We start from the raw sequence: 25390 nt of genomic DNA, 5'->3' as shown, positions 1-25390 counted from the left end.
CAGAGGGGGTCGTGAGCGCCGCGCCGTACAGGGGGACGAACGTTCACCGGGCCAGTCCGGCGGGCCGCGCGCCGACCGGCGCGCCCGTCTCCAGGTGCGAGGAGCCCGCCTGGGCGGGGAAGCCGAGCCCCGGGCCGTGGTCGGGCGACTCGGCGCCGCTCACGCCGAAGATGCCCGCGCCCTGCTCGGCGTGGCCGGCCATGCGGCGGAACGCGGCGAACAGCTCCCGGCCGGTGCCGACCCACTGCGCGTCGCTCAGCGGCCGGCCCTCGGGGGTGCGCCGCGCCAGCTCCTCGGCCGGCACCAGCAGCTCCAGCGTGCCCTGCGCGGAGTCCAGCCTGATCACGTCGCCGTCGCGCACCAGCGCGATCGGACCGCCGTCGGCGGCCTCGGGCGACAGGTGGATGGCGGCGGGCACCTTGCCGGACGCGCCCGACATGCGGCCGTCGGTGACGATCGCCACCCGCTGCCCCCTGTCGAGCAGCACGGCCAGCGGCGGGGTGAGCTTGTGCAGCTCCGGCATGCCGTTCGCGCTGGGGCCCTGGTAGCGGATGACCGCCACGAAGTCCTGGCCGTCCAGCTCGCCCGCCTCGAACGCCTTCAGCAGGTCGAGCTGGTCGTCGAACACCTTGGCCGGCGCCTCGATCACCAGGTGCTCCGGCTTGACCGCCGACACCTTGCTGACCGCGCGGCCCAGGTTGCCCTCCACCATGTGGATGCCGCCGTCGGGCGCGAACGGGTCCGAGACCGGGCGCAGCACGTCGAGGTCCTTGCTGCCGCCGGTGACCGGCGCCCAGACCAGCTCGCCGTCCACCAGCTCCGGCGCCTCGCGGTAGCGGTCCAGGCCGGGGCCGGCCACGGTCATCACGTCGCCGTGCAGCAGGCCCGCGTCCAGCAGGTCGCCGATGAGCACCTGCATGCCGCCGGCGTCGCGGAAGTGGTTCACGTCCGCCTGGCCGTTGGGGTAGACCTTGGTCAGCGACGGCACGACCCGCGACAGGCAGGCCATGTCGTCCCAGGTCAGCACGATGCCCGCGGCGGCGGCCATGGCCACCAGGTGCAGCGTGTGGTTGGTCGAGCCGCCGGTGGCGAGCAGCGCCACGCAGGCGTTCACGATCGTCTTCTCCGTCACCAGCTCGCCGATCGGCGTGTACGCCGGGCCATGCGCGGTGATCTCCACCGCGCGCCGACCGGCCGCCTCGGTGAGCGCGTGCCGCAGCTCGGTGTGCGGGTTGATGAAGGTCGAGCCCGGCAGGTGCAGGCCCATGACCTCCATCAGCGCCTGGTTGGAGTTCGCGGTGCCGTAGAAGGTGCAGGTGCCGGGGGAGTGGTACGACTTCGCCTCGGCGTCGAGCAGCTCGTCCCTGCCGACCTTGCCCTCGGCGAAGAGCTGCCGGGTGCGCGCCTTGACCTTGTTGGGCAGGCCCGAGGTCATCGGCCCGGCCGGCACGAAGATCGCGGGCAGGTGCCCGAAGTGCAGCGCGCCGATGAACAGCCCCGGCACGATCTTGTCGCACACGCCCAGCAGCAGCGCGGCGTCGAACATGTCGTGCGACAGCGCGATCGCGGTGGACATGGCGATCACGTCGCGGCTGTAGAGCGACAGCTCCATGCCCGCACGGCCCTGCGTGATGCCGTCGCACATGGCGGGCACGCCGCCGGCGACCTGCGCCACGCCGCCCGCCTTGCGCACGGCCCGCTTCAGCTCCTGTGGGTACGTCTCGTACGGCTGGTGCGCCGACAGCATGTCGTTGTAGCTGGTCACAATGGCCACGCCGGGCTTGGCGGTGCCGCGCAGCGCCGGCTTGTCCTCGGCGGGGGCGCCGGCGAAGCCGTGGGCGAGGTTCGCGCAGCCGAGGTGGGCGCGCGCCGGGCCCTTCGCCCGTGCGGCCTCCCCGTCGCGGCGGATCCGCTCCAGGTACGCGGCCCGGCTGGCGGCGCTCCGCTCGGTGATGCGATCGGTGATCTCCTGAATGACGGGGTTCACAGTTCCTCCTCGTGCCAGGCGCGACCGCTGCGGCCGAGCAGCTCGTGGGCTCCGGCGGGGCCGGTGGTTCCTGCGGGGTAGGGCTCGGGCAGCGCGGGGTCGGCCTGCCAGGCCTCCAGGATCGGATCGATCCAGCGCCAGGCGGCCTCGACCTCGTCGCGCCGCATGAACAGGGTGGGGTTACCGGCGAGCACGTCGGTCAGCAGCCGCTCGTACGCCTCGGGCACCCGCGTCGTGAACGTCTTGCCGAAGCTCAGCGACAGCGGCACCGGCTTGAGCGTCACCTCGCCCGCGCCCGGTTCCTTGGCCATGATGTGCAGCTCGATGCCCTCTTCCGGCTGCAGCCGCAGCACCAGCCGGTTGGGCGAGCCGCCGGGGAAGATGGAGTGCGGCACGTCCTTGAACTGCACCACGATCTCCGAGCGCCGGTACGGCATGCGCTTGCCGGTGCGCAGGTAGAACGGCACTCCGGCCCAGCGCCAGTTCTTGATCTCGGCCCGGATCGCGGCGAACGTCTCCACCCGGCGCGAGGCCTCGGTCGGCGGCGTGGAGGCGGGCTCGTCCAGATAGCCGGGCATGTCACCGGCGCCGGTGTACTGGCCGCGCACGGTGAAGCGTTCCACTTCGCCGCCGGTGATGGGCCGCAGCGCCTGCAGCACCTTGACCTTCTCGTCGCGGATGGCCTCGCGGTCGTTGCGGGCCGGCGGCTCCATCGCGGTCAGCGTGAGGAGCTGCAGCAGGTGGTTCTGCACCATGTCGCGCAGCGCGCCCGCCTGGTCGTAGTAGCCGCGCCGGCCCGGCGTGCCGACGGTCTCGGCGGCGGTGATCTGGACGTGGTCGATCCACAGGGAGTTCCAGATCGGCTCGAGGAAGGCGTTGGCGAAGCGCAGCACCAGCAGGTTCTGCACCGTCTCCTTGCCCAGGTAGTGATCGATGCGGAAGATCTGGTGCTCGTCGAAGATCTCGCCGACCTCGTCGTTGATGCGCCGGGCGCTGGCCAGGTCGTGGCCGAGCGGCTTCTCCAGCACCACCCGCGAGCGCGGCGTCACCAGGCCCGCCTGGTGCACCTCGCGGCAGAACGGGCCGAACGTCGCGGGCGGGCTGGCCAGGTAGAAGACGCGGTCGCGCTGCTCGTACCCGGCGAGCAGGCGGCTCAGCGCGCTCCAGCCGGAGCGATTCTGGCCTCCCACGTCCACGGACACGTGGTGCAGGCGGCCGAGGAAGCGCTGCCAGCCGTCCGGGTCGTCCGCCGGCACCTGGCCGCGTACCTCGGCGTCCACCTTGCCGCGGAAGTCGGCGTCGGTCAGCCCGCCCCTGGACATGGCGATGATCCGGGTCTCCGGGGCCAGCCGGCCGTCGCGGTCGCTGTGGTACAGCGCGGGGATCAGTTTGCGCATGGACAGGTCGCCGGTGCCGCCGAACACGACGAGGTCGGCGGTGTAGGCGACGGCGGGGTCCGCGGGGGTGGGTGCGTCTAGGACGGAGGGGACGGAGGGGACGGGGGACGACGGGGACACGGTAGGGGCTCCGAACGATCTACCAAGCAAGGACAGAACGGACACTAACGAGAGTTCTGGTCGTACACAAGCGGAGTTTTGGTATTTGAGATTAAAAAGTGGCGACTTTTCATGACAGAACCCCATGTGGTTCACTTAAGCGATGCCTCGACGTACCGCCTCCGGCCTCGCCACGAGCGGCGAGGTGCTCCGCCTCATCCGCAGTGGAGAGGCCGTGACCCGGGCCGACCTCGGCCGGGTGACCGGCCTGTCGCGGCCCGCGGTGCAGCTGCGCGTCGCCGAGCTGCTGGAACGCGGCCTCGTCGTCGAGCGGACGGACGGCCCGTCCACCGGCGGCCGCCCGCCGGTCCGGCTGGAGTTCAACGCCGAGGGCGGCGTCGTGCTGGTGGCGGCGCTCGGCGCCAGCCGCACCCGCGTCGCCGTGTGCGACCTGGCCGCGCGCGAGCTGGTCGGCCGCGAGTTCGCCATGGACGTCGAGCAGGGGCCCGACATCGTGCTGCCGCTGCTCATGGACACCTGGGAAGAGCTGCTCGGCGACCGGCCGCACTCGATGATCCGCGGCGTCGGCATGGGCGTGCCCGCCACCGTCGAGTTCGCGCAGGGCCGCACCGAGAGCGCCCGCGTCATGGCGTCGTGGACGGGCGTGGTCATCCCGCCGATCATCCGCGAGCGCTTCCCCGTCCCCGTGCTCGTGGACAACGACGTGAACGTGCTGGCCATCGGCGAGCACCGCGGCGTCTACCCCGAGCTCGACGACCTGATGTTCGTCAAGATCTCCACCCGGATCGGCGCGGGTGTCATCGCCGGAGGCGGCATCCTGCGCGGCGCGCTCGGCGCGGCAGGAGAGATCGGCCACATCCCGGTCATCGACGGCGGCGGCGTGCTGTGCCGCTGCGGCAACTACGACTGCGTCGACTCCGTCGCCAGCGGCACCGCCCTGCTGCGCGACCTGCGCGCCATGGGCAAGGACGTCAAGACGATCGCCGACGTGACGAGGCTCGTGCGGGCCGGTGACGCCGAGACCATGGCCACCGTGCGCGAGGCGGGCCGCCGCATCGGCGAGGTTCTCGCGGGCGCGGTCAACATCCTCAACCCGTCGGTCGTCGTGCTCGGCGGGGACGTCGCGGAGGCGTTCGGGCCCCTGGTGTCGAGCATCCGCGAGGTCGTCTACCGCCGCTCCACCGCCTTGGCCACCCGCCGCCTGCGCATCGAGCCCAGCAGGCTCGGCGCGGGCGCCGGCATCAGCGGGTGCGCGGTGATGGTGCTCGACCACGTGCTCTCGCCCGAGGCCATCGACGAGACGATGACCCTCACCTCCCTGCGCCGCGACCGCACCGCCTCCGCCGCGGGCTGATCACAGGTTCCGGCGCTCTCCCGTAGGGGCGACGGCATGCCGGCGGTCGCGGATGACCGCGCGCACGCCGGAAGGGAGTCGTCGCGGCAGACCTGAGCCGGGGCGCCGGAAGGCGTCATTGGGGGCGGCAGGAAGCGGCAGGGGGCGACAGGGAGATCAGCAGGCGCAGAGCAGGCCGCGCAGCGCCGTCTCCAGGCACATCATGGAGCGCGCGGGCCGCGGCCACGGGAAGCGGACGAGCGTTTCGTCCACGCGTACGGTCGCGCCGTAGCGGTCCAGCTCCCACAGCCACACCTCGCCGGCGGGCTCGCCGAGCCGGTCGGCCACCCCGGCCGCGAGCTGGGCCCGGTGCGCGGCGTTGACGTGGGCGAGCACGCGTTCCGCGACGCCGGCGAGCGGGTCGGGCGCGGCCTTGAGGTAGTCGTCGGCGTCGAGCGTCCCCGACTCCTGCTCGGTCAGGTAGACGACCTGGCCGATGTCCAGCCGGAACAGGCGCGGCGCGTCGGGCGCGCCGAAGCGTTCGAGGGCGTCGAAGAGGTTCTCGTCCGGGCAGCGCTCCGCGACGGTCACGGCCGCGGCGCGGGCCTGCTCCTGGGGCACCGGCTCCGCCCAGCCCTGCACCTCGATCAGCCCGCGCGGACGGGTCACCGTGCCGAGCCGCCGCGTCGAGGTCAGGTTCACCGCCACCACGGCGTCCGTGGCCACCCGGTGCAGGGTCTCGCCGGGCAGCACCAGCAGTACCGGGCGGCCGCGCTCGTCCACCGCGCCCCGGGCGGGCGAGGGAGCGCCGTCCACGGTCAGCTTGGCGACGTTCGCGGTGGCGGCGAGGGTGCGGACCCGCTCGGGGATCGGGAGCATGGGCGCCTCCTTGAGGGCAGCTACTCGCGTAGGTTAGCCTTACCTAAGTAAGGACTACCTAACCATACGAGGTGAACGTGCGCTACACCGGCCCGAAGGTGCGACTGTCGCGTCGCGCGGGCGTCCCGCTGACCAGGAAAGCCGTCCGCTACTTCGAGCAGCGCCCCTATCCGCCGGGCGAGCACGGCCGCAAGACCAACCGCCGCAACGCCGGCGACTACGGGTTGCGGCTGATGGAGAAGCAGAAGCTGCGCTGGTACTACGACGTCTCGGAACGCCAGCTCCGCCGCTACTGGGACCTCGCCGTCCGCAAGCCGGGCGCCTCGGGCGCCGAGCTGGTCACGCTGCTGGAGAGCCGCCTGGCCTCGCTCGTGCTGCGCGCCGGGCTGGCCCCGTCGATCTACGCGGCCCGGCAGTACATCAGCCACGGCCACATCGCCGTGGACGGCCGCAAGGTGGACATCCCCAGCTACCTGGTCAAGCCCGGCCAGACCGTCTCCGTACGCGAGCGCTCCCGCAGGATGCAGCCCTTCGTGGCCGCTGCCGAAGGCGTGCACGCCGACGAGCGCACCGCGCCGTACCTGTCGGTCGATCTGCCCGAGCTGCGCTTCACGCTCACCCACCGGCCGGAGCGCGAGCAGATCGCCGTCCCCGTCGACGAGCAGCTCGTCGTGGAGTTCTATTCTCGTTGACCATGAGTCAACCGGGAGAGCGCCACGCGAGCTGGCTGGAGCTGTTCTTCGACCTGGTCGTCGTCGTGGCGGTGGTGCAGCTCGCCCATCGTCTGGCCCATCCCACCTGGGCGGGGGTGGCGCTCTTCGTGCTGCTCTACTACGCGGTGTGGAACGCGTGGACGTCGCTGACCCTCTACTCCAACGTCCGCGGCGAGAGCGCCGGCGTGCGCAACATGCTGGTCGGCATGGCCGGCATCGCGGTGATGGCCGCCGCCGCGCCGGACGTGGCCCACGAGATGCCCGGCGGCGGCACGCACGACGTGTGGTTCATCGCGGCGTACATCATCGCGAGGATCAGCGCGTCGCGCAGCCTGCAGCGCGCCGGCACCGTGCTGACGGCATGGCCGGCCGCGCAGCTCGGCGCCGGGCTCACGCCGTGGATCGTCTCCTTCTGGGTCGAGGGCACCGGGCGGTACGTGCTGTGGGCCCTCGGCGTCGTCCTCGACCTCGCCTTCTCCATCCTGAGCGGCCGCAGCCCCGAACGTCTGCTCGCCGAGGTGAGCGCGCGGGCCCGCAGGGCCGAGGCGCGCATGCTGCGCCGCGCCGCCGCCCGCCGCGGCGGTACGGCCGAGGCGCGCCCGCGTCCGGTGCCTCAGGTCGCGCCCGCCGTGCTGGAGCTCGCCCACCTGGGGGAGCGGCTCGGGCTCTTCGTCATCATCGTGCTCGGCGAGGCCGTCATGCAGGTCGTGCTGGCCTCGTCGGGGCGCACCTGGGAGCCGGAGCTCGGCCTTGCGGCGCTCGCCGGGTTCGGGCTGATCTGCAGCCTGTGGTGGCTCACCCTCCAGTACGGCCTCAGCGCCGTGCCGGGCGCCACCGAGAGCGGGCTGAAGCCGTACGTGGCGCTGCCCGCGCACTTCGTCATGACGGCGGGCATCACCGCCACCGCGGCCGGGCTCGGCGCGGTGGCCGCCGCGCCCGCCGAACACCTGCACGGCGGGGTCGGCTGGGTGCTGGGCGGCGGCCTCGCGCTCTACTTCGCCGCCTCCATGGCGATGGGGCTGGCCATGCGTGCAGAGCGCCGGTGGATCTGGGGCTGGGCGGTGCCCTCCGTGCTCGCCGCGCTCATCGTCGCGGGGGTGTCGGCGCTGCTGCCGGGATGGCTGGTGGTGGCGCTGCTGCTGGTCCCGGCGCTGTGGCTGGTCGGCTACCGGCACCGTCCCGCCGCGGCCTGACCGGGGGACAGGCCCCCGGGACGATCCGGGCCTACCTGCGGCCCTTCTTGGCACGCGCGCCGCCGTTGTGGCCGTTGCCCCGCGCCTTGGCGCCGTTCTTGGCGCCGTTGTGCGCGGCGCCCGCGGCCACCGGGACCGCCGTCTGGAGCGCCCGCAGCTCGGCGACCTCCTTGCGCAGCGCGGCCAGCTCCGCGAGTATCCGGTCGGTCTGCCGGGTCTGCGCGGCGGCGTCCTGCTCGTGCGCCGCCCGCTCCTCGGCGCTCTCCTCGTCCATGGCGCTCACCACGACGGCGAGGAACAGGTTCAGCACCACGAACGTGCAGACCAGGATGAACGAGGCGAAGAAGATCCACGCCGAAGGATGCTCGGCCATCACCTCGCGGGCGATGTTGCCCCAGTCGTCGCCCGTCATCGTCTGGTAGAGCGTGAACAGCGAGGTCGGCAGGCTGCCGAAGCGGTCGGGCGCGGTCTCGCCGTAGAGTTTGGTGGCCATCACGGCGGCCACGTACAGCACCAGCGAGAGCAGCACCACGATCGAGCTCATTCCCGGCATCGCCCGCAGCAGCGCCGAGACGACGCGGCGCAGGCTGGGCACGACCGACAGCAGCCGCAGCACCCGCAGGATGCGCAGCGAACGCAGCACCGACAGGCCGCCGTTCGTGCTGGCGAAGGCGATGCAGACGATGAGGGTGTCGAAGATGTTCCAGGGGTCGCGCGCGAAGGCGGTGCGCTCGACGTACAGCTTGCCCAGCAGCTCGGCGGCGAAGATGTAGAGCGCTAGGTGATCGACCACGGTCAGCAGGGTCCCGTAGCGCTCGACCGCGGCGGGGAAGGTCTCCAGGCCGAGGGTGGCCGCGTTGATCAGGATGACGCCGATGATGAATCGCTGGAAGTACGGGTGCGCGAGAAGGGCGCGGATGCGTTCACGCACAGGGGCAGGCTCCTCAGGGGTGGACATGTGCCTCACCATGATGGCGCAACATGATCAAGAGGTTGACTGTGGTATAAACCCACCTGACCTTGACCACGTGAGGGGACCCGAAACGCATGTCCTATCCCGACTACGGCCCTGGCTACCACGGACCGCCTCCGCAGAGCCACCCTAACGGCACCACGATTCTCGTGCTGGGCATTCTCAGCATCGTGGTGTGCAGCTTCATCGGCCCGTTCGCGTGGGTGATGGGCAACAAGGCCATCAAGGAGATCGACTCCAGCGGCTACTACTACGAGAATCGCGGCCAGATCCAGGCCGGCCGCATCTGCGGCATCATCGGCACGGTCTTCCTCGGCCTCGCCGTGCTCATCGTCGCCTTCATCATCGTGATGGGCATCATCGCGAGCATCAACACGTACTGACATGTACTGACGCGTAGAGGCGCGTACCGGCACATGCCGATGCGTGCTGATCGCACGCACGTCTGAGCCCGGCTCGGGCGGGACCGCTCCCGCCCGAGCCGGGCTTCGTTTCATCCGTTGCCGTCGCCGGGCTCGCGGCCGAGCGCCCCCAGCCCGGACTCCAGCAGGTCGAAGGCGCGTTCGGCCTGCTCGCGCAGCATGGGGGCGATGCGCTCCCATGCCTCGCCGGCGGCCATCATGGCCATCGCGCGCTCGGTCAGTATGCGCGTGGTGCCGAGCAGGTGCGCCGCCACGAGGCGCGGCGTCAGGTCGTCGGGATGCGCGTCGAGCTCCTCGGCCAGGGCCCGCGCCAGCGTCTCCTCCTGCGCGACCGCGATCTCGCGCATGCGGGCCGTCAGCGCCGGGCTGTCGGCGACGATCTTCGAGAACACGTCGCTGCCCTCGTTGAGTCCGTAGCGCCAGTGGCGGGTCTCGATCGCGTCGAGGTAGTCGCGCCGGAACGCGTGCACGACGCTCTCGCCCGGCCGTCGCTCGCGCAGCACTTTCGGCGGCTGTCCCACCACCTCGTCCTGCCGGTCGGCGAACAGGTCCTCCTTCGTGCCGAAGTAGTTGAAGACCGTGTTGACCGAGACGTCGGCGGCCCGCGCCACCTCGGCCACCGTCACGTTGTCGAACCCCCGCGCCATGAAGAGCCCCGTCGCGACGTCGGAGATGCGCTGCCTGGTCTCGCGCTTCTTCCGCTCCCGCAGTCCCTCGGTCATGCCTGCCATCGTACCAAGTTTGCAGTTACACCAAAATTGTGGTTGCTTAAAGTTTGGAGGCGATGAAATGATCATCGAGACATCGGGTCTGAGCAAGACCTTCAAGAACGGCGTGCAGGCCGTCGCCGGCGTCGACATGACGGTGGAGGCGGGCGAGATCGTCGGCTTCCTCGGCCCCAACGGCGCCGGTAAGACCACGACCATGCGCATGCTGACCACGCTGCTGCGCCCCACCGGCGGCGCCGCCACCGTGGCCGGGCACGACCTCGTACGCGAGCCGGCCCGGGTGCGCCGCCGGATCGGATATGTCGCCCAGGGCAGCGGCCTGCCGCCCGCAAGCCCGCTCAGGGGCGAGCTGGAGCTTCAGGGCATGCTGTACGGGCTCGGCCGCGCCGAGGTGGCCGGCCGCATCGCGGACGTGCTGGAGCGGCTGGACCTGACCGGCCTCGCCGGCAGGGCGGCCGTGACGCTCTCCGGCGGGCAGCGCCGCCGCTTCGACATCGCGTTCGCGCTGCTGCACGAGCCCGTGCTGCTGTTCCTCGACGAGCCCACCACAGGGCTCGACCCGCAGAGCCGCGCCGACCTGTGGCGGCACATCCGCTCCCTGCGCGACGAGCGCGGCATGACCGTGTTCCTGACCACCCACTACCTCGACGAGGCCGACGCCCTCTGCGACCGCATCATGATCATGGACGGTGGCCGCATCGTCGCCGAGGGAACGCCCGCCGAGCTGAAGAGCGGCGGGCGCACGCTCGACGACGTCTTCCTCGACATCACCGGCAGGTCGCTGCGCGAGGAGAGCGCGCTGAGCGGACAGGCGGTGTGACGATGCTGCGCGACACCTGGTTGCTGTTCCGTCACGGCCTCGGCGTCACGCTGGGGCAGCGCGTCGGCATCGTGGTCGGGGCGATCCAGCCGCTGCTGTTCCTCGTGCTGTTCGGCCCGATCTTCGTCACCATCGGCACGTGGGAGACGCTGGTCCCCGGCCTGATCATCCAGCTCGGGCTGATGAGCGCGGGCATGGCCGGGTTCGGCATCGTCTTCGACAAGCGCTCGGGCGTGCTGGAGCGGCTGCGGGTCACCCCGGCGAGCCGGCTCGCGCTGCTGCTCGGGCGGGTGCTCAACAACGTGGTCACGGTGGTCATCCAGACCGTGCTGCTGCTCGTCGTGGCCTACGCGTTCGGGCTGCGGGCGCCGCTCGCCGGGATCGCGGGCGGGTTCGTGCTGGTCGTGGTGCTGGGCGCGAGCCTCGCGGCGCTGTCGTACGCGATCGCGCTGACCATCGACGACCACCTGTTCCCGCCGGTGATGACGACCGCGGTGGTGCCGCTGATCCTGCTGTCCGGCTCGTTCCTGCCCATGTCGATGGCGCCGGGCTGGCTGGACGCGCTGTCGCACATCAGCCCGTTCAGGTACGTCCTGGAGGCGCTGCGCGACCTGTTCCACGGCCACTACCTGACCGGGACAGTGGGGATCGGTGCGGCGGTCACCGTCGTCTTCGCGGTGTTCAGCCTCGCGCTCGGCACCCACGTGTTCAGCCGCGAGCAGGCGTGAGCCCGAGCCGCCCGGTGTGACCGTGCGGGGAGGTCGTGCGGGGCCGGGGCGCCGTGTCGGGTTTGTGCGGGGCCGGGGGCTGCGCCCGGTCCCGCACGCCGGTCCGTGATGTCCGGTCCGGGGCGCTCGGGTGGTATGAAACGAAGCTCGTCGCATTCCCGCTCCGCCGGAAATGCCCCGGCCAAGACGCGGCTTTTGACCTGCGCGAACCTCGAAAAGAACGCAAATACCGTCATCTTGCCCCGGCGGCGTCAGGCTTCCGTGTTCCCAGGCCGTTCACTACGGTGAGGGCTTATGACGCTGCAGGCGCAAAAGCCCGTCGACGACGGTGAGAAGACCCACTGGCTGGCGGTCCGGCCGAGGCTCGTCCTCGCCAGCGCCTTCATGCTCTTCCTCGAACTCGCGCTGATCCGGTGGACCGGTTCCAACATCGTCCATCTGAGCTATTTCACGAACTTCGTTCTGCTCGGCTCTTTCCTCGGCATCGGGCTCGGCTTCCTGCGCGTCGGACGGTCCGACCGGCAGCCCTACTACTCGCCGGTCGTGCTCGCCCTGCTGGTCATCGTCGTGCTGGCGTTCCCCGTCACCGTCGACCGCGACACCGAGGGCGTCCTGTACTGGACGAGCCTGTCCACCAGCGGCCCGCCCGCCTGGGCGATCCTGCCGGTGGTCTTCTGCGCCGCCGCGATCGTGCTCATGGGCCCCGCCGAGCTCGTCGGCCGGTGCTTTCCCGAGCTGCCGCGCCTCGAGGCCTACCGCTACGACCTCATCGGCAGCCTCACCGGCATCGCGGCGTTCACGCTGCTGTCGTTCCTCAGCGCGCCGCCCGTCTTCTGGGGGCTGATCGCGGCCGGCTGCTACGCCGTGCTGCTCGTGCCCCGCCCGCCCGCGCTGTACGCGGGCCTCGTCGTCGTGCCCGCCGTGGCCGTCATCGGGCTGCTGCTGGCCGAGACGCTCACCGCCGGGGCCCTGTGGTCGCCGTACTACAAGGTCACCACCAAGCCGCTCGTGCTGGCCGGCGTGCCCGTCACCGACATCGCGGTCAACGGCATCCCGCACCAGCAGGCCGTGCCCGCCCACGTCCGCCTGCAGTGGGAGGCGCAGTACGGCCTGCCGTACGAGCGCACCGCCAAGCAGCCCAAGGACGTGCTCATCGTCGGCGCGGGCAGCGGCACCGACGTGGCGATCGCGCTGTCGAAGGGCGCCGCCCGCGTCGACGCCGTCGAGATCGACCCCAAGCTGCGCGAGCTGGGCGGCTCCACCCACCCCGACCGCCCCTACGACGACCCGCGCGTGACCACCCACATCACCGACGGCCGCGCGTTCCTCGAGCGCAGCGACGACACCTACGACCTGATCCTGTTCGCGCTGCCCGACTCGCTCACCCTCGTCTCCGGCGCGAGCTCGCTGCGCCTGGAGAGCTACCTGTTCACCGAGGAGGCCATGCGGGCCGCCCGCGCCCACCTCAAGCCGGGCGGCACGTTCTCGATGTACAACTACTACCGCGAGAGCTGGCTCGTCGACCGCCTGGCCGCCACCATGCAGCGCGCCTTCGGCCACGCGCCGTGCGTCGACGTCGTCAGCACCGCCGGGCAGCAGGCCGTCATCACCGCCGGGCTGACGGCCGCCGACCAGCGCTGCGCCACCGAGTGGCCGGGCGCCGCGCCCGGCACGCCCGAGCCCGCCGGAGACGACCGGCCCTTCCTCTACCTCAAGGACGCCACGATCCCGCCGCTCTACCTCATCACGCTCGGCCTGATCCTCGCGGTGAGCCTGCTCGCGGTGCGCGCCGTGGCCGGGCCGTACCGCCGGATGCGCCCGTACGCCGACCTGTTCCTGCTCGGCGTCGGCTTCATGCTGCTGGAGACCAAGAGCGTGACCGGGTTCGCGCTGCTGTTCGGCACCACCTGGGTGGTCAACGCGATCGTCTTCGCCGGCGTGCTCGTCGCGGTGCTCTGCGCGGTCGAGGTGACCCGCCGCTTCCGCACCCCGCCGCTGCCCGTCATGTACGCCGTGCTCTTCGCCGGCCTGCTGCTCGCCTGGCTGGTGCCCAACGAGTGGCTGCTCGCGCTGCCGGTGCCGCTGCGCGCCGTGGCGGCGGTGACGGTGGCCTTCCTGCCGATCTTCGCCGCGAACGTGATCTTCGCCAAGCGGTTCGCCGACACCGCCGACGCCACCACGTCCTTCGGCGCGAACCTCCTCGGCGCGATGGTCGGCGGCTGCCTCGAATACGTCGCGCTCGTCGTCGGCTACAAGGGCCTGCTCATCGTGGCCGCCGTGCTCTATCTCGGGGCGCTCGTCCTGCTGCCGCGGCGTAACTCCGTCACCGCCTGAAAATCACCGCGGGCCGTATATGAAACGGTCTCTGATTTCTCTTCGAGCCGGTCGGATGAATTGTCGATACCCCGGCTTGCTTTGTCGCGGAACGCGATGTGAGGTAAAGGTACCTGCCCTGCCGTGCCCGCGCGGAGCGACGGCGGGAAAGGCGTATCGGAAAAAGAAGATCCGGTCGTACGGAAAAGGAGGTCGGGCGATCGGGGGTGACGTCCGGTAAACCCGCGAGAAAAGGGTGACCATGGCGACACACGGGACGGCGAGAATCGACGTCGAACTCGACCTGCGGCACGAGCCGGGCCCGGCGCCTCCCGGGCGCGCACAGGAGATCGCCGAGGTGCTGCCCGGCCCGGTGATGTTCGCGACGATGTTCGCGACGGCCGGGCCCGCGGGGGAGGCCCCCGCTCCCCAGGAGACGTGGGCGCTCACCGGCGCGTGGTCCCATCACGGCCACGTCGCCACCGGCACCGCCGCCGTCCACTACGGCGCGGGACACGACCGGCTCGTCCGGCCGCTGATCATCGCCGACGGCTTCGGCTACGGGCCGAGCGACCTGCGCGGGCTCTGGCGGCGGCTCGACACGCCGTACCCGCCGCACGGGCGGCGGCTGCTCGGCGAGCTCCTCGCCCAGGGCTTCGACGTCGTCCTGCTCGGCTTCGCGGCCCGGCACACGCACCTGCAGGCCAACGCGGGCGTCGCCGTGGCCTGTGTGCGCCGCGCCATCGCCGGGCGGCACGGCCACGCCCCGCTCGTCGCCGGCGGGCTCTGCGCGGGCGGGCTCATCATGCGGTACGCGCTCGCCGACATGGAGCAGCGCGGCGAAGACCACCAGACCGGCACCTATCTGTCGTACGACGCCCCGCACAACGGCGCCTGGATCCCGCTGATCCTCCAGCAGCTCGCCCACTTCGCCGAGCACCTCGCCCCCGCCGGACCCGGCCAGGCCGCGCTCATCCGCAGCCCCGCCGCCCAGCAGCTGCTGTGGGCGTGGGTCCCGAGCGCCCGCTACAGCGGCCCGGTCGCCACCGCCGGCCCGCTGCGCGCCGAGTTCCTGCGCGACCTGCGGCGCGCCGGCTGGTTCCCGAACCGGCCGCGCAAGATCGGGGTGGCCAACGGCGCCGCCGACGGCACCGGCAGGAACGTGCCGCCCGACGAGCAGGTCTTCGCATGGGACGCGCTCGACGGCCTGGCCGGCGCCACCGTACGCACCCAGCCCGACCGCGGCACCCGCCGTCACGTCGGCGGCATGCGGGCGCTGCCCCTGTGGGCCACCCGCAGCTACACCAGCGACGTCGCCGCCTTCGACGGCGCACCGGGCGGCACGCTGCCCGTGTACGGCGGCGTCGCCGACCTTCTCGGCGCACCCATCGACGCGCGGTTCCGCTCGGCGTGCTTCGTCCCGTCGGTGAGCGCCGTCGCCCTGCAGTTCGACCCCGTGGAGTGGCCGGTGGACCTGTACACCGACATCACGTCGCTGTCGCCGGAGCAGAGCGAGCTCGACGACTACCAGTGCGACGCGCATAACAGCGAGCACGGCCAGGTGACCGCGACGCTCGCCGAATGGATCCTGGACCAGCTCGGCAAGTGACCTCCTCGGCTCGCCCGGCCCACGAGGGGCAGGATGGGACGGTAGCCGACATCCGGGGAGCCGCATGACCGCGCACACACCGCCACCCGAGCGCCCGCTGTCGCCCGAGGGCTCGCTGTCGCCCGAGGGCTCGCTGTCGCCCGAGGGGCCGCTGTCGCCCGAGGGGCCGCTGCCGGCGAGTGCCCCTCCGGAGGGTCCGCCGCTGGGGGGCCCGCTGTCTGCGAGCGATCCGCCGGGGAACCCGCAGCCCGTGAGCGGTGCGCTGGGGAGCCCGCGGTCCGTGAGCGGTGCGCTGGGGGGCCCGCCGTCGGCGAGTGATCCGTCGGTGAGCCCGCCGCTCGGTGCGGCGATGGTGTGGGAGTCGCTGCCCGACCCGTATCCGCTCTACGCGCGGCTGCGCGAGGAGGGCGCGCCCCGGCTCGTACGCCTGCGCAGCGGCCTGTACGGCCGGCTCGTCACCCGCTACGGCGACGCCCGCGCCGCCCTGGCCGACCCCCGGCTGAGCAAGGACCCCCGCATCGCGCCGCCCGGCTGGCAGGAGGCGGGGCGCGGCCGCCCGCTCGAGGACCGGTCGGGGCTGGGCACCCACCTGCTCACCACCGACCCGCCCGAGCACACCAGGCTGCGCCGCCTGGTCTCCCGCTACTTCACCGCGCGGCGGCTGGCCGGCATGCGGGACGGGATCGAGGCCCGCGCCCGCGACCTCGCCGCCGCGCTGAAGCCGGGGGACGATCTGGTGGCGGGCTTCGCCGCGCCGCTCCAGGCCGGCGTCATCTGCGACGTGCTGGGCGTGCCGGAGCGGGACCGTACGGACTTCCGCCGCTGGACGGCGGCCGTCGTCTCGTCGGAGCCGGGGGAGCGGGACGCCAGGCCGGCCGCGCTGCGTGAGCTGGCCGCGTACGCGCGCGAGCTGGTGGCCGCCAAGCGGCGCGAGCCCGGCGACGACGTGATCAGCGCCGTCACCGGCGCCGCGCACGACGGCGACGGGATGACCGGGGACGAGGCGCTGTCGATGCTCTTCCTGCTGCTCGTCGCCGGATACGAGACCACCGTCGGGCTCATCGCGCTCGGCACGTACACGCTGCTGCGTCACCCCGACCGGCTGGCGGAGCTGCGGGCCCGTCCCGAGCTGGCGGGGCAGGCCGTCGAGGAGCTGCTGCGCCACGACAGTCCCGTGGAGCTGGCCACCTGGCGGTTCGCGCGGGAGCCCGTGGAGATCGGCGGGGTGCGCCTGGAGGCCGGCGAGCCCGTCCTGGTGGCGCTCGCCGCCGCCAACCGCGACCCCGATCGCTTCGACGCGCCCGACGTGCCGGTGCTGACCCGCGAGGACAACGCCCACCTGAGCTTCGGCCACGGCCCGCACCACTGCCTGGGGGCGCCGCTGGCCAGGCTCGTCGCCCGTGCCGCCCTGACCGAGGTCGCCCGCCTGCCGGGTCTCGCGCTCGCCGTCCCGCCGGAGGCGCTCCGCTGGCGCAGCAGCATCACCGTCCGCGGCCCCCGCGAGCTCCCCGTCGTCTTCGCCCGCTGACCGCCTCGCGCCGAGCCTGCTGGTCTGCCGGTGTCGCGCCGAGCCTGTGGGTCTGCCGGGGGTTCGCGCTCGCGGTCCCGCCGACGAGGCGCTACCGGCGCAGCGGCATCGCCGTGCGCGGCCTCCGGAGGCCGTCCGTCATGTCGTCAGGCGGGTGCGGGCCTCGGCGGCCCCGCCTGCCGCCGTCATCCGGCGGCAGGCGGCGCGGCGTATCAGAGGCCGCAGATCTCGTCGAGGGACTGGGCCTGTGCGGCGTTCTTGGTCGGCGTCTGCGTGGGCGACATCGCGCGCGTCCGCGTCGGGCTGGCGCCGGTGACGCTGGGGGAGGCGGAGACGTTCGCGGTCTGCGCCCGGCGGGCCGGACGGAGCGAGTCCTCGATGGCCTTCTTGGTGGCGCGGCGGATCTTGGCCCAGTCCGGGCGGCCCGAGTAGAACTCCGGGGGCACGAACTGCAGGCTCGTGATCTTGGCCTGCTTGACCTTCAGCGCCAGCTCGACCAGCGGCTGCACCAGGTGGCGGGGGATGTTGGTCTGCGCGAGCCGCTTGGCCGCCTTGGCGATCTTCTCGAATTTGGTGAGGATCACGGCCGGCGTCGCCTGCTGGGCGAAGGCGCCGATGACGCAGCGCTGGCGGGCCATGCGGGAGAAGTCGTCGCTGCCGACGCGCGAGCGGCCGTACCACAGGGCCTCTTCACCGTTCAGCTTCCGGTAGCCCGCTTTGATGACGCCGGCGGTGCCGTACAGGCCGCCCCACTTGATGTCCTTCTCGACCCTGATCTTCAGCCCGCCGATGGCGTCCACCAGGTCGGCGAAGCCGTACATGTTCATCAGCATGTAGTAGTCGATCTTCAGGCCGAGCGTGTAGCCGATGGCGTCCATGAGGGCACGCGGGCCCTGGTTGCGGCCGCCCATGATCTGCGGGTGGTCGTTGGCCCACTGCCAGACCTCGTTGAGCAGGCCGCCGTTGGGCAGCTCCGCCATGAAGCCGTTCGGGAACTGCTTGCGCAGCGGCGAGCTGGGCGGGAAGCGGACGTGCTGCAGGTTGCGCGGCAGGCTGAACAGCACCGTGGCGCCGGTCTTCAGATCGACGCTGGCGACGTTCATGCTGTCGGTGCGGACGCCGGTGCGGTTGCCCGCCGCGTCACCGCCGATGAGCAGGAAGTTCACCCGCTCCCTGTTGCCCCACGGGTTCTCGGGGTCCTTGGCGGCGACGGGCGCCTGCGGGTCGTCGGGGTCCGAGGGGAAGATCGCGCCGATGGAGTCGCGGGCGGCGACCACGTAGTTGGCGGTCAGCGCGAACGGCGACATCACCGCCACGCACAGCACGCCGACCACGATGCCGGTCACCACCTGGCCCTGCTGCGGCAGCCTGCTGGGGCCGAGCGCGATGTACGAGGTCACCAGCAGCGCGAACCACGCCAGCGCGAACACCACCGCGAGCACGATCACCGTCGTCATGGCCGTGTCGTCGGTCAGGAACGCCGCGTTCGACAGGTCGCTGGCCACGCTCAGGCCGTAGGCGAGGAGGCCGAGCAGCAGCACCGCGTACGCGCTGATCAGCACCAGCCCGGTACGGCGGTGCCCGGCCCGCAGGTGAGCGGCGCCGGGCACGATGGCGGACAGGGCGGTCCAGCCGAGGAAGGCGGCCGGGCTCAGCGGCTTGGCGAAGCGCGGCGCGGCGGAGCCGGAGCCGGGCTTGCGCGCGGGACGCGCCTTCTTCGAGGCGTTCGAGCCCTTCGAGGCGTTCGAGCCGTCCTTGGAGCCGCCGGGGCGGGAGGAGGAGCCGGGCCGCGTCCGCGACGGGCCCTCCGAGCGGTTCCTGGAGCCGGAGCCGCCGGACCTGGCCGCCCCCGAGGCGGCCCGCCCGTCGGCGTTCTTTCCCGATCCGGGCTGCCGGTGCGCGGCGCCCTCAGGGCCGGCCGCGCGGGAGCGGTCCGAACGGGCGCGCGGCGCCTCGGACCCGGGCGTGCGGGAACGCGATCCGGAGGCCTCGGGCCCCTGGGCGCGGGACCGGTCCTGGCGGGACGTGGACGGCTCCGAGCCGGATGAGCGGGACGCCGACGGCCCCGCTACCGGAATGTCCTGACCGGCCGCCCCCGGCTCGGCCCTGCCACCCGTGCGCGATCGTCGCTGGGGGCGCCGTTTCCTGCCTTCTGGCACGGTGTCTTCCCCATCGCGATTGCTCACTCCCGGCTCCTTATCACGCCTACCAGGCAAAACTGACGTTTGCCCCCCGTTGGGCACAAGATTGCCAGGATTCTAGTCGCCATATCTGGACAACCGAGACATGTGCCCAACCTGAGATGAACATCCGGGGGAGCGTCAGGAGACGGTCGAGGCGGGCGCCATCCACGTGTTGCACTGGTACGCCTGGTTGCGCTCCCAGCCCTGGCGGAACCACCGGTGGTTGTTGACGGGCTTGCCGTGGTCGCGGGGCCAGCCGGGGTAGTCGCCCACCTGCCCGTAGAACCAGAACAGCTTGTTGCGGTTCGCGGTGCTGACCGGGTACGACGCCGCCACCGACCGCATCCACATGCCACCGAAACACGTCGCCTGGAGCTCCAGCCTTCGGCTGAGCTCGAGCTTGCCGCTCTGGCTGCTCGACGCGAGGGTCTGCTGCCACCACGAGTCCATGAGGCCGGTGATGTTCTGCACGTGGTGGCCGTACTCGTGCGCCATCATGCTGATGATGCCGCCGTGCCAGCTCAGGATCTGGCCGTAGCCGCGCGCGTTGCCGTTACCCCTGGCCATGGCCGAGGTGGAGGCGTAGATCGTATTGTTGCGCGGGCAGTAGTATGGCACCATGCTGCCGGGCTGCGGGTAGTCGCCGCACGCGCCGCGCCCGCGCCCCGAGGCGATGGCGTACCGCGGCGGGCTGAACTTGATGCCCTGCTTCTCCAGAACCGGCCGCCAGGCCTGGTTCATGCAGTTGCCGGTCTTCAGGATCAGCGCCTTGAGCTGGGTGTGGTTGTAGATGCTGGCGTTGCCCGCCGGGCAGCGCAGCCGGGGCAGTATGCCGGCCTTGTACATCGTGTTGGTCTTCAGGCTCGTGTCGAGCGTGACCTCCGGCTCGGGCCGCCGTGTCGGCTGCCTGCTCGGTGTCGGCTCCCGGCTCGGCGTGAGCCGCTCGCTGCTCGGCGTGGGCCGCTCGCTGCGGGTCTCCTTCTCGCCCGGCTCGTCGGAGGCGGCGTACGAGGGCTTCGCGAACGGCTCGTCGTCGTCGTACGGGTCGTACGAGGGGATCGCGACCGGCGTCGTCGTGTCCTTGCCCGACCCGCCGTCCAGCAGCGCCGCGCCCACGACGAGGAGCACGACCAGCGTCGCCAGCGACCCGAGCACCAGGCCCAGCGTTCCCCCGACGCCGAGCCCGCGCTTGACGGGCGGTCCCTGCCAGCGCTGCGTCGGCACCGGCGGCAGGACGGGAGGGGGCGGAGGGGGCGGCGGCTGCCCGTAGCCCGGACCATGCGGCGGGCGGGGCGGCTGCTGCCCGTACGGCGGCTGCGGCGGCCCGTACGGCCCCTGCGGCGGCCGCCCGTGCGGAGGCGGTCCCTGCGGGGGCTGCCCGTAGGACGGATGGGGCTGCCCGTACGGCGGTGGCGGAGGCGGCCCCTGCTGGTGGTGCTGCTGGTGGTGCTGCTGGGGGTGCTGCTGCGGCGGCTGTGCCGGCTGCTGGGGCTGCGGGTACGGGCCGCCCTGCTGCTGCGGCCCCCGGTAGCCCGGCGGCGGCCAGGGCAATGAGGGTGGCCGTTGAGGCTGCCCTTGCCCGTGTTGCGGGGGTGGATAGTGCCCGTTCCCTGTCAACCTGTCTCCCCGTTCAGCTGGATGTCGGCATTTGCCACGTTTGGGACATGGCTTTCCGGACCCTTGCCAAATTTGGGGCAAAAGCATACTGACGTATCACCCGTCACGGATGTAGCAGCACTCGGTTACAGTTCGTAATCAGTCGAGGTGATCTCCGCTATCTCCCGGTCTCAGCGGCGGGCATTGTCCTAGCTTCTTTGGCATGAATCTCCAGCAGCTCCGCTATGTGGTCGCGACTGCGGAGCACCGCACCATGACCGATGCGGCCAGATCGCTCTATATCGCGCAGCCTGCGCTTTCCCGCGCGATCCGCGATCTCGAGCGCGAGCTCGGCATGACTCTCTTCGCTCGCTCCGGACGCGGCGTGGTCGTCACCGCGCAGGGACGCCGGGTGGTCAAGCTGGCGAGGGAGGCACTCGACGCCGTTCACGAGATCGAGGGCCTGGCCAACCAGACGACGGTCACCGAGGCGGAACTCCGCATCGCCGCCACACCCAGCCTGGAGCCCGGCCTCGCAGGGCGGCTGCTGCCCGCCTACGCGGCCGAGCATCCGGGTGTGCGCGTCCACATCGTGCGCTGCGACGGCCGTGACGGCGTCGTCAGCGCCATCCGGGATCAGCGTGCCGACCTGGGTCTCACCGACCTGCCGGTGCCCACCGATCTCATCACCCATCCGCTCGAACGCCAGGAGATCGTCCTGATCTCCCCGCCGGGGCTCGAACTGCCCAACCCGGTGCCCATGGGCAAGCTGCACGGCATGCGGCTGGCCCTGCCGGCCCGGGGGAGCCTGCGCCGCAGGGAGCTGGACGCGATGTTCGGCAAGTACTCGGTCACCCCGAAGGTCGTGCTCGAAACCGACGAGCGCAACGGCTGGCTCAAGGCCGTGCGCACCGGGCAGGCCTCGCTGCTGTGGTACCGGGGCATGGCCGAGCAGGCCGCGCGCGCGGGCCTGGTGGTGCGCTCGCTCGAACCCGCGGTGCGTCGCGTCATCGCGGTCGTGCACGCACGCCGCCGCCTGCCGCTCATCGCCCAGGACTTCCTGGCCACCGCCGAGAAAGGAACCGCAGCCTGACACACCCATCTGGAACGATCCATTTCCGCCTGACGAGCCACACCACACCGGTGACGTCGCCCGCCCCTGAGGCGCCGGCGCCGTGGCGGCCACAGCGTCGTCAGCGGACCGACGAAACCCCCCGATGAACCACCCCGGATCTCCCGGAACCCCCTGCTGATCCCCCGCGAGGACGTCCCATGCGCATGCGCCGGCGGCATGCGCGGATCCGGCGACGGCCTCCGGCACAGGCCCAGGCGCGAGCCCTTCTCCATGTGCACCTTCAGGTGAGAACACGGGCTCAGGCACGGCCTGACGCGGCGCGGCAGGGGGAGCCAGCGCGGGCGCGGGAACGGACGCCGCCACGGAGGCGGCGCTCCGATCGAGCCCCGACGGCCGGTCCCGTACCGCGCGCATGACCCGTGCGTAACACGCAGAGCCCCGCGAGACCAGGGCCCGGCCCCTCCATGGACACCAACGGGTATGGCTAGCGGGCAGGCGGCAGCGTCACGACCGCCCGCAGCCCCGGTTCGGCGTCCTCCAGCCGGACGGTCCCGCCGTGTGCGCGCACGGTCTCCCGGACGATCGCCAGCCCCAGCCCGGCGCCGCCTTCGTCGCGGCTGCGGCCGGTGTCGAGCCGGGTGAAGCGGTTGAAGACCCGTTCGCGATCCTGCTCGGGAATGCCGGGACCGTCATCGGTGACGGTCAGCACGCCATCGCCGGTCAGCGCCACCTCGACCTTGGAGGTGGTGTGGCGTACGGCGTTGTCCAGCAGGTTCGTCAGCACCCGGCTCAGGTCCAGCGCGTCGCCCGTGACCACCACCGGCTCGCAGGCGGTCAGCCGGACCTCGGGATAGCGGTCCACGGCCCGCCGTACGACCTCGTCGAGATCGACGGGCTCGCGGCGGGCCGGCACACCTCCGCGCTCGTCCAGCCTGGCCAGGGCCAGCAGGTCCTCGGCCAGCCTGGACAGCCGCAGGGTGTCCTCGAGCACGCCCTCGGCGGTCTCCTGCCAGTGCTGGCCGTCGGGGTGGCCGAGCGCCACCTCGAGTTGCAGCCGGATGCTGGCCAGCGGGCTGCGCAGCTCGTGCGCGGCGTCGGCGACCAATGCGCGCTGGCGCTGCTCGGCCTCCTCCAGCCGGGCCAGCATGTCGTTGAGCGTGGTGGCCAGCGAGTGCACCTCGTCACGCGACTCCGGCACCGGCAGGCGGCGCGAGCGCGCGGTGTGCGTGATCTCCGCGGCGCCCCTGCGCAACGCGGTGATCGGCCGCAGCGTGCGGCCGATCATCAGCCAGCTCGCCACCGCGAGCAGCACGATCAGCGCGGGCGTGCCGACGAGCAGCACCTTGCCGGCGGTCACCAGGCTGGTCTGGATCTCGTTGACCGGCCTGGCCGCCACCACGGTCTGGCCGTGGTCGGCGCGGAGCACGACGACGCGCAGGAAGCCCGGGATCGCGTACGGCCGTCCGTCCAGCAGCACGGGCTCGCCATCGGCCAGCACCTTGGCCCTGGCCTCCGCGTCCAGCAGCGGCACCAGCCTGTCCGTGCCGTACGTGACGTGCGTGATCCGCCCCTTGGCGTCGATGACCTGCACGATCGTGCCGTCGTGGGTGGTGATGGGGCTGGTCAGCGTGCCCGCGTCGGCCGCCACCCTGACGGCCTGCGCGTGCTGTCTGGTGGTGTCGTCGACCGTGGAGATCAGCGCCCGGTCGAGCACGCTGAGCAGCACCGACGCCGACAGCGCAAGCGCCAGCGCGAGCACGGCGGCGGCCGCCAGGGTGAGCCGGAAGCGCAGCCCCTGCCGCCGCCACCAGGCCAGCGGCGAGTCAGCCACCGTCGCCCGCCAGCCGGTAGCCCGCGCCGCGCACGGTCTGCAGCGCGTTCCTGCCGAACGGGGCGTCGATCTTGCGGCGGAGATAGCCGACGTAGACCTCGACCACGTTGGGATCGGTGTCGAAGGTGTCCCACACGTGCTCCAGGATCTCCGACTTCGACACCACCTCGTCCCGCCGCCGCATCAGGTACTCCAGCAGCGCGAACTCCCTGGGCGTCAGCTCGATCGCGGTCCCGCCCCGCTCCACCCGCCGCCTGGCCGGATCCAGCGACAGGTCGCCGGCCAGCAGCACCGACGGCCGCCGCCCGGCGTCCCGCCGCATCAGCGCCCGCAGCCTGGCCACCAGCACCACGTACGAGAACGGTTTGGTGAGGTAGTCGTCGGCGCCCAGGTCGAGCCCGTCGGCCATGTCGTACTCGCCGTCCTTGGCCGACAGCATGAGGATCGGCACCCAGTTCTCCTCCGCGCGCAACTGCTTGCACACGTTGTAGCCCGAGAGCTTGGGCAGCATGATGTCGAGCACGACCACGTCGTAGTCGCCGTGTCTGGCGGCGTGCAGGCCCTCCTGGCCGTCGTGGGCGAGATCGACGGCGAAACCCTCGGCCTGGAGCCCCCGCTGGAGCGCGGCGGCCATCCGGCGCTCGTCCTCGACGACAAGTACTCTCATGTGCTGATTCTCCCGTTCCGGCGCTGAGACTCCGCTGAGAAGACTGAGAGCCGTCTCAGACTGTCTCAGGTCCACCACAGGATCGCTGACGCAGGCTCTGAGCATCGACATACCGTGAAGGAGTGAGATGCGAAGAGGCACGCTCGTGAGGTGGGGGGTTCCGGCCGCGGCGGCCGCCGTGATCGCAGCCGCGATCGGCGCCGGCCCCGTCATCGCCGCCGTGAGCGGCGAACCCGCTCTGCCGGAGCGCTCGGCCGAGCAGCTACTCGCCGACGCCGTGGCGGCCACCGGCAAGGAAGGCGGCATCCCGCCGATGTCCGGCACCGTGCAGCAGACGGCCTCGCTCGGCCTGCCCGCGCTGCCGGCCTCCGCCACCGGCTCCTCGCCGCTGAGCCTGCTGTCCGGCTCGCACGAGGTCAAGGTCTGGTACGGCGCCGATGACAAGCTGCGCGTGGCCATGCCGACCCAGCTCAACGAGACCAACCTGATCCTGAACGGCGGCCAGGCATGGTACTGGGACAGCGCCACCAACACCGCCACCAGGCTGACCATCAAGGGCGGCGGGCGGGAGCGGCCGGAGACGCCCGTGCCCCAGCCTACGGACTTCACCCCGCAGCAGGTGGCCGAGCACGTGCTGGCCCAGGCGGGCGAGCACACCGCCGTCCGGGTGATCAACACCGCCGAGGTGGCCGGGCGGCCGGTGTACCAGCTCGTGCTCTCGCCCAAGGTGGAGAGCTCGCTGGTGCAGGAGGTGCGCATCGCGCTCGACGGCGAGACGTACGTCCCGCTCCAGGTCCAGATCTACGCCAAGGGCTCGGCCGAGCCCGCCTACCAGGTGGGCTTCACCCAGGTCACGTTCACGCCGCCGGCCGAGGAGAACTTCACCTTCACCCCGCCCGCGGGCGCCAAGGTGGAGGAGCAGCAGATCGGGTTCGACCAGGCCCGCGAGGAGCACGCCGAGCACGCCAAGGACGTCGCGGACACCGCCAAGGTCGTCGGCGAGGGCTGGGCGCGGGTGGCGGTGCTGCCGGTCGACACCGAGCAGCTTGCGGCCGAGCAGGCGCGCGAGGGCGGCTCGGGCGAGCGCGGCCCCCACGGGTTCGACGGCGGCGGCGACCCGCAGGCGGTGCTCGACAGCGTCATGAAGAGCGCCACCCCGGTCAGCGGGCCGTGGGGATCCGGCAGGCTGATCACGACCAAGCTCGTCACCGCCCTGCTCACCGACGACGGCCGGCTGCTGGTCGGCGCGGTCACCCCGGAGGAGATCACCCGGGTGGCGGGCACCACGTGACGCC

21 protein-coding genes are annotated in these 25390 nt (G+C 72.0%); 12 read left to right on the top strand and 9 right to left on the bottom strand.

Going from position 1 to position 25390, the window contains the following annotated elements:
* Positions 1-43: 43 nt before the first annotated feature.
* Together edd and zwf are read right to left on the bottom strand one after the other, a co-directional pair.
* Positions 44-1987, bottom strand: a complete 1944-nt coding sequence (gene edd, locus ACGFIM_RS07370; protein ID WP_393196099.1) for a phosphogluconate dehydratase — start codon at positions 1985-1987, stop codon at positions 44-46.
* Positions 1984-3411, bottom strand: coding sequence for a glucose-6-phosphate dehydrogenase (gene zwf, locus ACGFIM_RS07365; RefSeq protein WP_393199654.1), 1428 nt, complete (start codon positions 3409-3411; stop codon positions 1984-1986). The genes edd and zwf overlap by 4 nt, the downstream gene beginning before the upstream one ends.
* Positions 3412-3646: 235 nt before the next feature.
* On the opposite strand from zwf, the gene ACGFIM_RS07360 reads away from it, so the two are divergent.
* On the top strand, positions 3647-4858 hold the full coding sequence (locus tag ACGFIM_RS07360; protein WP_393196096.1) for an ROK family protein: 1212 nt from the start codon (positions 3647-3649) through the stop codon (positions 4856-4858).
* Positions 4859-5014: 156 nt separating this feature from the next.
* Here the strand turns inward: ACGFIM_RS07360 and ACGFIM_RS07355 are convergent, their stop codons facing one another.
* Positions 5015-5716 carry a DUF2470 domain-containing protein gene (locus ACGFIM_RS07355; RefSeq protein ID WP_393196093.1) on the bottom strand — a complete coding sequence of 234 codons (702 nt, stop codon included), beginning with the start codon at positions 5714-5716 and terminating at the stop codon, positions 5015-5017.
* A gap of 77 nt (positions 5717-5793) precedes the next feature.
* Between ACGFIM_RS07355 and rpsD the strand changes: the two genes are divergently transcribed.
* Positions 5794-6408, top strand: a complete 615-nt coding sequence (gene rpsD, locus ACGFIM_RS07350) for a 30S ribosomal protein S4 (protein ID WP_393199651.1) — start codon at positions 5794-5796, stop codon at positions 6406-6408.
* A 2-nt stretch (positions 6409-6410) separates the two neighbouring features.
* Positions 6411-7622, top strand: coding sequence for a low temperature requirement protein A (locus tag ACGFIM_RS07345; protein WP_393196090.1), 1212 nt, complete (start codon positions 6411-6413; stop codon positions 7620-7622).
* A gap of 31 nt (positions 7623-7653) precedes the next feature.
* Here the strand turns inward: ACGFIM_RS07345 and ACGFIM_RS07340 are convergent, their stop codons facing one another.
* Positions 7654-8553, bottom strand: a complete 900-nt coding sequence (locus tag ACGFIM_RS07340) for an ion transporter (RefSeq protein WP_393196087.1) — start codon at positions 8551-8553, stop codon at positions 7654-7656.
* Between the two features lie 116 nt (positions 8554-8669).
* Here ACGFIM_RS07340 and ACGFIM_RS07335 point away from each other — a divergent pair, with 116 nt between their 5' ends.
* Positions 8670-8978 (top strand): DUF4190 domain-containing protein, encoded by a 309-nt coding sequence (locus tag ACGFIM_RS07335; RefSeq protein ID WP_393196085.1) that lies wholly within the window; start codon positions 8670-8672, stop codon positions 8976-8978.
* Between the two features lie 110 nt (positions 8979-9088).
* Here ACGFIM_RS07335 and ACGFIM_RS07330 read toward each other — a convergent pair whose 3' ends face one another.
* Positions 9089-9739: a TetR/AcrR family transcriptional regulator gene (locus tag ACGFIM_RS07330; RefSeq protein WP_393196082.1), complete on the bottom strand. Its 651-nt coding sequence runs from the start codon at positions 9737-9739 to the stop codon at positions 9089-9091.
* Positions 9740-9806: 67 nt separating this feature from the next.
* Between ACGFIM_RS07330 and ACGFIM_RS07325 the strand changes: the two genes are divergently transcribed.
* The 5 genes from ACGFIM_RS07325 to ACGFIM_RS07305 all read left to right on the top strand — a co-directional run bounded on the left by ACGFIM_RS07325 (position 9807) and on the right by ACGFIM_RS07305 (position 16743).
* On the top strand, positions 9807-10565 hold the full coding sequence (locus ACGFIM_RS07325) for an ABC transporter ATP-binding protein (protein ID WP_393196079.1): 759 nt from the start codon (positions 9807-9809) through the stop codon (positions 10563-10565).
* A 2-nt stretch (positions 10566-10567) separates the two neighbouring features.
* Positions 10568-11293, top strand: a complete 726-nt coding sequence (locus ACGFIM_RS07320) for an ABC transporter permease (protein ID WP_393196076.1) — start codon at positions 10568-10570, stop codon at positions 11291-11293.
* 294 nt (positions 11294-11587) lie between these two features.
* The gene (locus ACGFIM_RS07315; protein ID WP_393196073.1) at positions 11588-13627 is read left to right on the top strand and encodes a spermidine synthase; all 2040 of its coding nucleotides are present in this window, start codon (positions 11588-11590) and stop codon (positions 13625-13627) included.
* A 241-nt stretch (positions 13628-13868) separates the two neighbouring features.
* Positions 13869-15215, top strand: a complete 1347-nt coding sequence (locus tag ACGFIM_RS07310) for a hypothetical protein (protein WP_393196070.1) — start codon at positions 13869-13871, stop codon at positions 15213-15215.
* A gap of 325 nt (positions 15216-15540) precedes the next feature.
* Entirely contained in the window at positions 15541-16743 is a 1203-nt protein-coding gene (locus ACGFIM_RS07305; RefSeq protein WP_393196067.1) for a cytochrome P450, read from the top strand.
* Between the two features lie 212 nt (positions 16744-16955).
* Here the strand turns inward: ACGFIM_RS07305 and ACGFIM_RS07300 are convergent, their stop codons facing one another.
* Together ACGFIM_RS07300 and ACGFIM_RS07295 are read right to left on the bottom strand one after the other, a co-directional pair.
* Entirely contained in the window at positions 16956-18929 is a 1974-nt protein-coding gene (locus ACGFIM_RS07300) for an LCP family protein (RefSeq protein WP_393196064.1), read from the bottom strand.
* 135 nt (positions 18930-19064) lie between these two features.
* The gene (locus ACGFIM_RS07295) at positions 19065-20150 is read right to left on the bottom strand and encodes a neutral zinc metallopeptidase (protein ID WP_393196061.1); all 1086 of its coding nucleotides are present in this window, start codon (positions 20148-20150) and stop codon (positions 19065-19067) included.
* A gap of 54 nt (positions 20151-20204) precedes the next feature.
* Between ACGFIM_RS07295 and ACGFIM_RS07290 the strand changes: the two genes are divergently transcribed.
* Both ACGFIM_RS07290 and ACGFIM_RS07285 read left to right on the top strand, forming a co-directional pair.
* Positions 20205-20480, top strand: a complete 276-nt coding sequence (locus tag ACGFIM_RS07290) for a hypothetical protein (RefSeq protein WP_393196058.1) — start codon at positions 20205-20207, stop codon at positions 20478-20480.
* A gap of 265 nt (positions 20481-20745) precedes the next feature.
* Positions 20746-21615, top strand: a complete 870-nt coding sequence (locus ACGFIM_RS07285) for a LysR family transcriptional regulator (RefSeq protein WP_393196055.1) — start codon at positions 20746-20748, stop codon at positions 21613-21615.
* A 466-nt stretch (positions 21616-22081) separates the two neighbouring features.
* On the opposite strand, the gene ACGFIM_RS07280 is transcribed toward ACGFIM_RS07285, so the two are convergent.
* Positions 22082-23428, bottom strand: a complete 1347-nt coding sequence (locus tag ACGFIM_RS07280; RefSeq protein WP_393196052.1) for an ATP-binding protein — start codon at positions 23426-23428, stop codon at positions 22082-22084.
* On the bottom strand, positions 23421-24095 hold the full coding sequence (locus ACGFIM_RS07275) for a response regulator transcription factor (protein ID WP_393196050.1): 675 nt from the start codon (positions 24093-24095) through the stop codon (positions 23421-23423). The genes ACGFIM_RS07280 and ACGFIM_RS07275 overlap by 8 nt, the downstream gene beginning before the upstream one ends.
* 145 nt (positions 24096-24240) lie before the next feature.
* Here ACGFIM_RS07275 and ACGFIM_RS07270 point away from each other — a divergent pair, with 145 nt between their 5' ends.
* Positions 24241-25386, top strand: a complete 1146-nt coding sequence (locus ACGFIM_RS07270) for an outer membrane lipoprotein carrier protein LolA (RefSeq protein ID WP_393196048.1) — start codon at positions 24241-24243, stop codon at positions 25384-25386.
* Positions 25387-25390 lie beyond the last annotated feature (4 nt).

The sequence above is a fragment of the Nonomuraea sp. NPDC049309 genome (assembly GCF_043196965.1).
Lineage (GTDB): Bacteria > Actinomycetota > Actinomycetes > Streptosporangiales > Streptosporangiaceae > Nonomuraea > Nonomuraea fastidiosa.
Note: the sequence above shows the minus strand (reverse complement) of the source record. Positions and strands in the feature narration are given on the sequence as shown.

Bases quoted from the DNA above. Each gene is read 5' to 3' on its own strand.
- ACGFIM_RS07355 (WP_393196093.1), bottom strand. From the start codon at position 5,716: ATGCTCCCGATCCCCGAGCGGGTCCGCACCCTCGCCGCCACCGCGAAC.
- ACGFIM_RS07320 (WP_393196076.1), top strand. From the start codon at position 10,568: ATGCTGCGCGACACCTGGTTGCTGTTCCGTCACGGCCTCGGCGTCACG.
- ACGFIM_RS07310 (WP_393196070.1), top strand. From the start codon at position 13,869: ATGGCGACACACGGGACGGCGAGAATCGACGTCGAACTCGACCTGCGG.
- ACGFIM_RS07325 (WP_393196079.1), top strand. From the start codon at position 9,807: ATGATCATCGAGACATCGGGTCTGAGCAAGACCTTCAAGAACGGCGTG.
- ACGFIM_RS07335 (WP_393196085.1), top strand. From the start codon at position 8,670: ATGTCCTATCCCGACTACGGCCCTGGCTACCACGGACCGCCTCCGCAG.
- ACGFIM_RS07345 (WP_393196090.1), top strand. From the start codon at position 6,411: ATGAGTCAACCGGGAGAGCGCCACGCGAGCTGGCTGGAGCTGTTCTTC.
- ACGFIM_RS07275 (WP_393196050.1), bottom strand. From the start codon at position 24,095: ATGAGAGTACTTGTCGTCGAGGACGAGCGCCGGATGGCCGCCGCGCTC.
- ACGFIM_RS07330 (WP_393196082.1), bottom strand. From the start codon at position 9,739: ATGACCGAGGGACTGCGGGAGCGGAAGAAGCGCGAGACCAGGCAGCGC.
- ACGFIM_RS07290 (WP_393196058.1), top strand. From the start codon at position 20,205: ATGCGGCGGGCGGGGCGGCTGCTGCCCGTACGGCGGCTGCGGCGGCCC.
- ACGFIM_RS07315 (WP_393196073.1), top strand. From the start codon at position 11,588: ATGACGCTGCAGGCGCAAAAGCCCGTCGACGACGGTGAGAAGACCCAC.
- ACGFIM_RS07360 (WP_393196096.1), top strand. From the start codon at position 3,647: ATGCCTCGACGTACCGCCTCCGGCCTCGCCACGAGCGGCGAGGTGCTC.
- ACGFIM_RS07285 (WP_393196055.1), top strand. From the start codon at position 20,746: ATGAATCTCCAGCAGCTCCGCTATGTGGTCGCGACTGCGGAGCACCGC.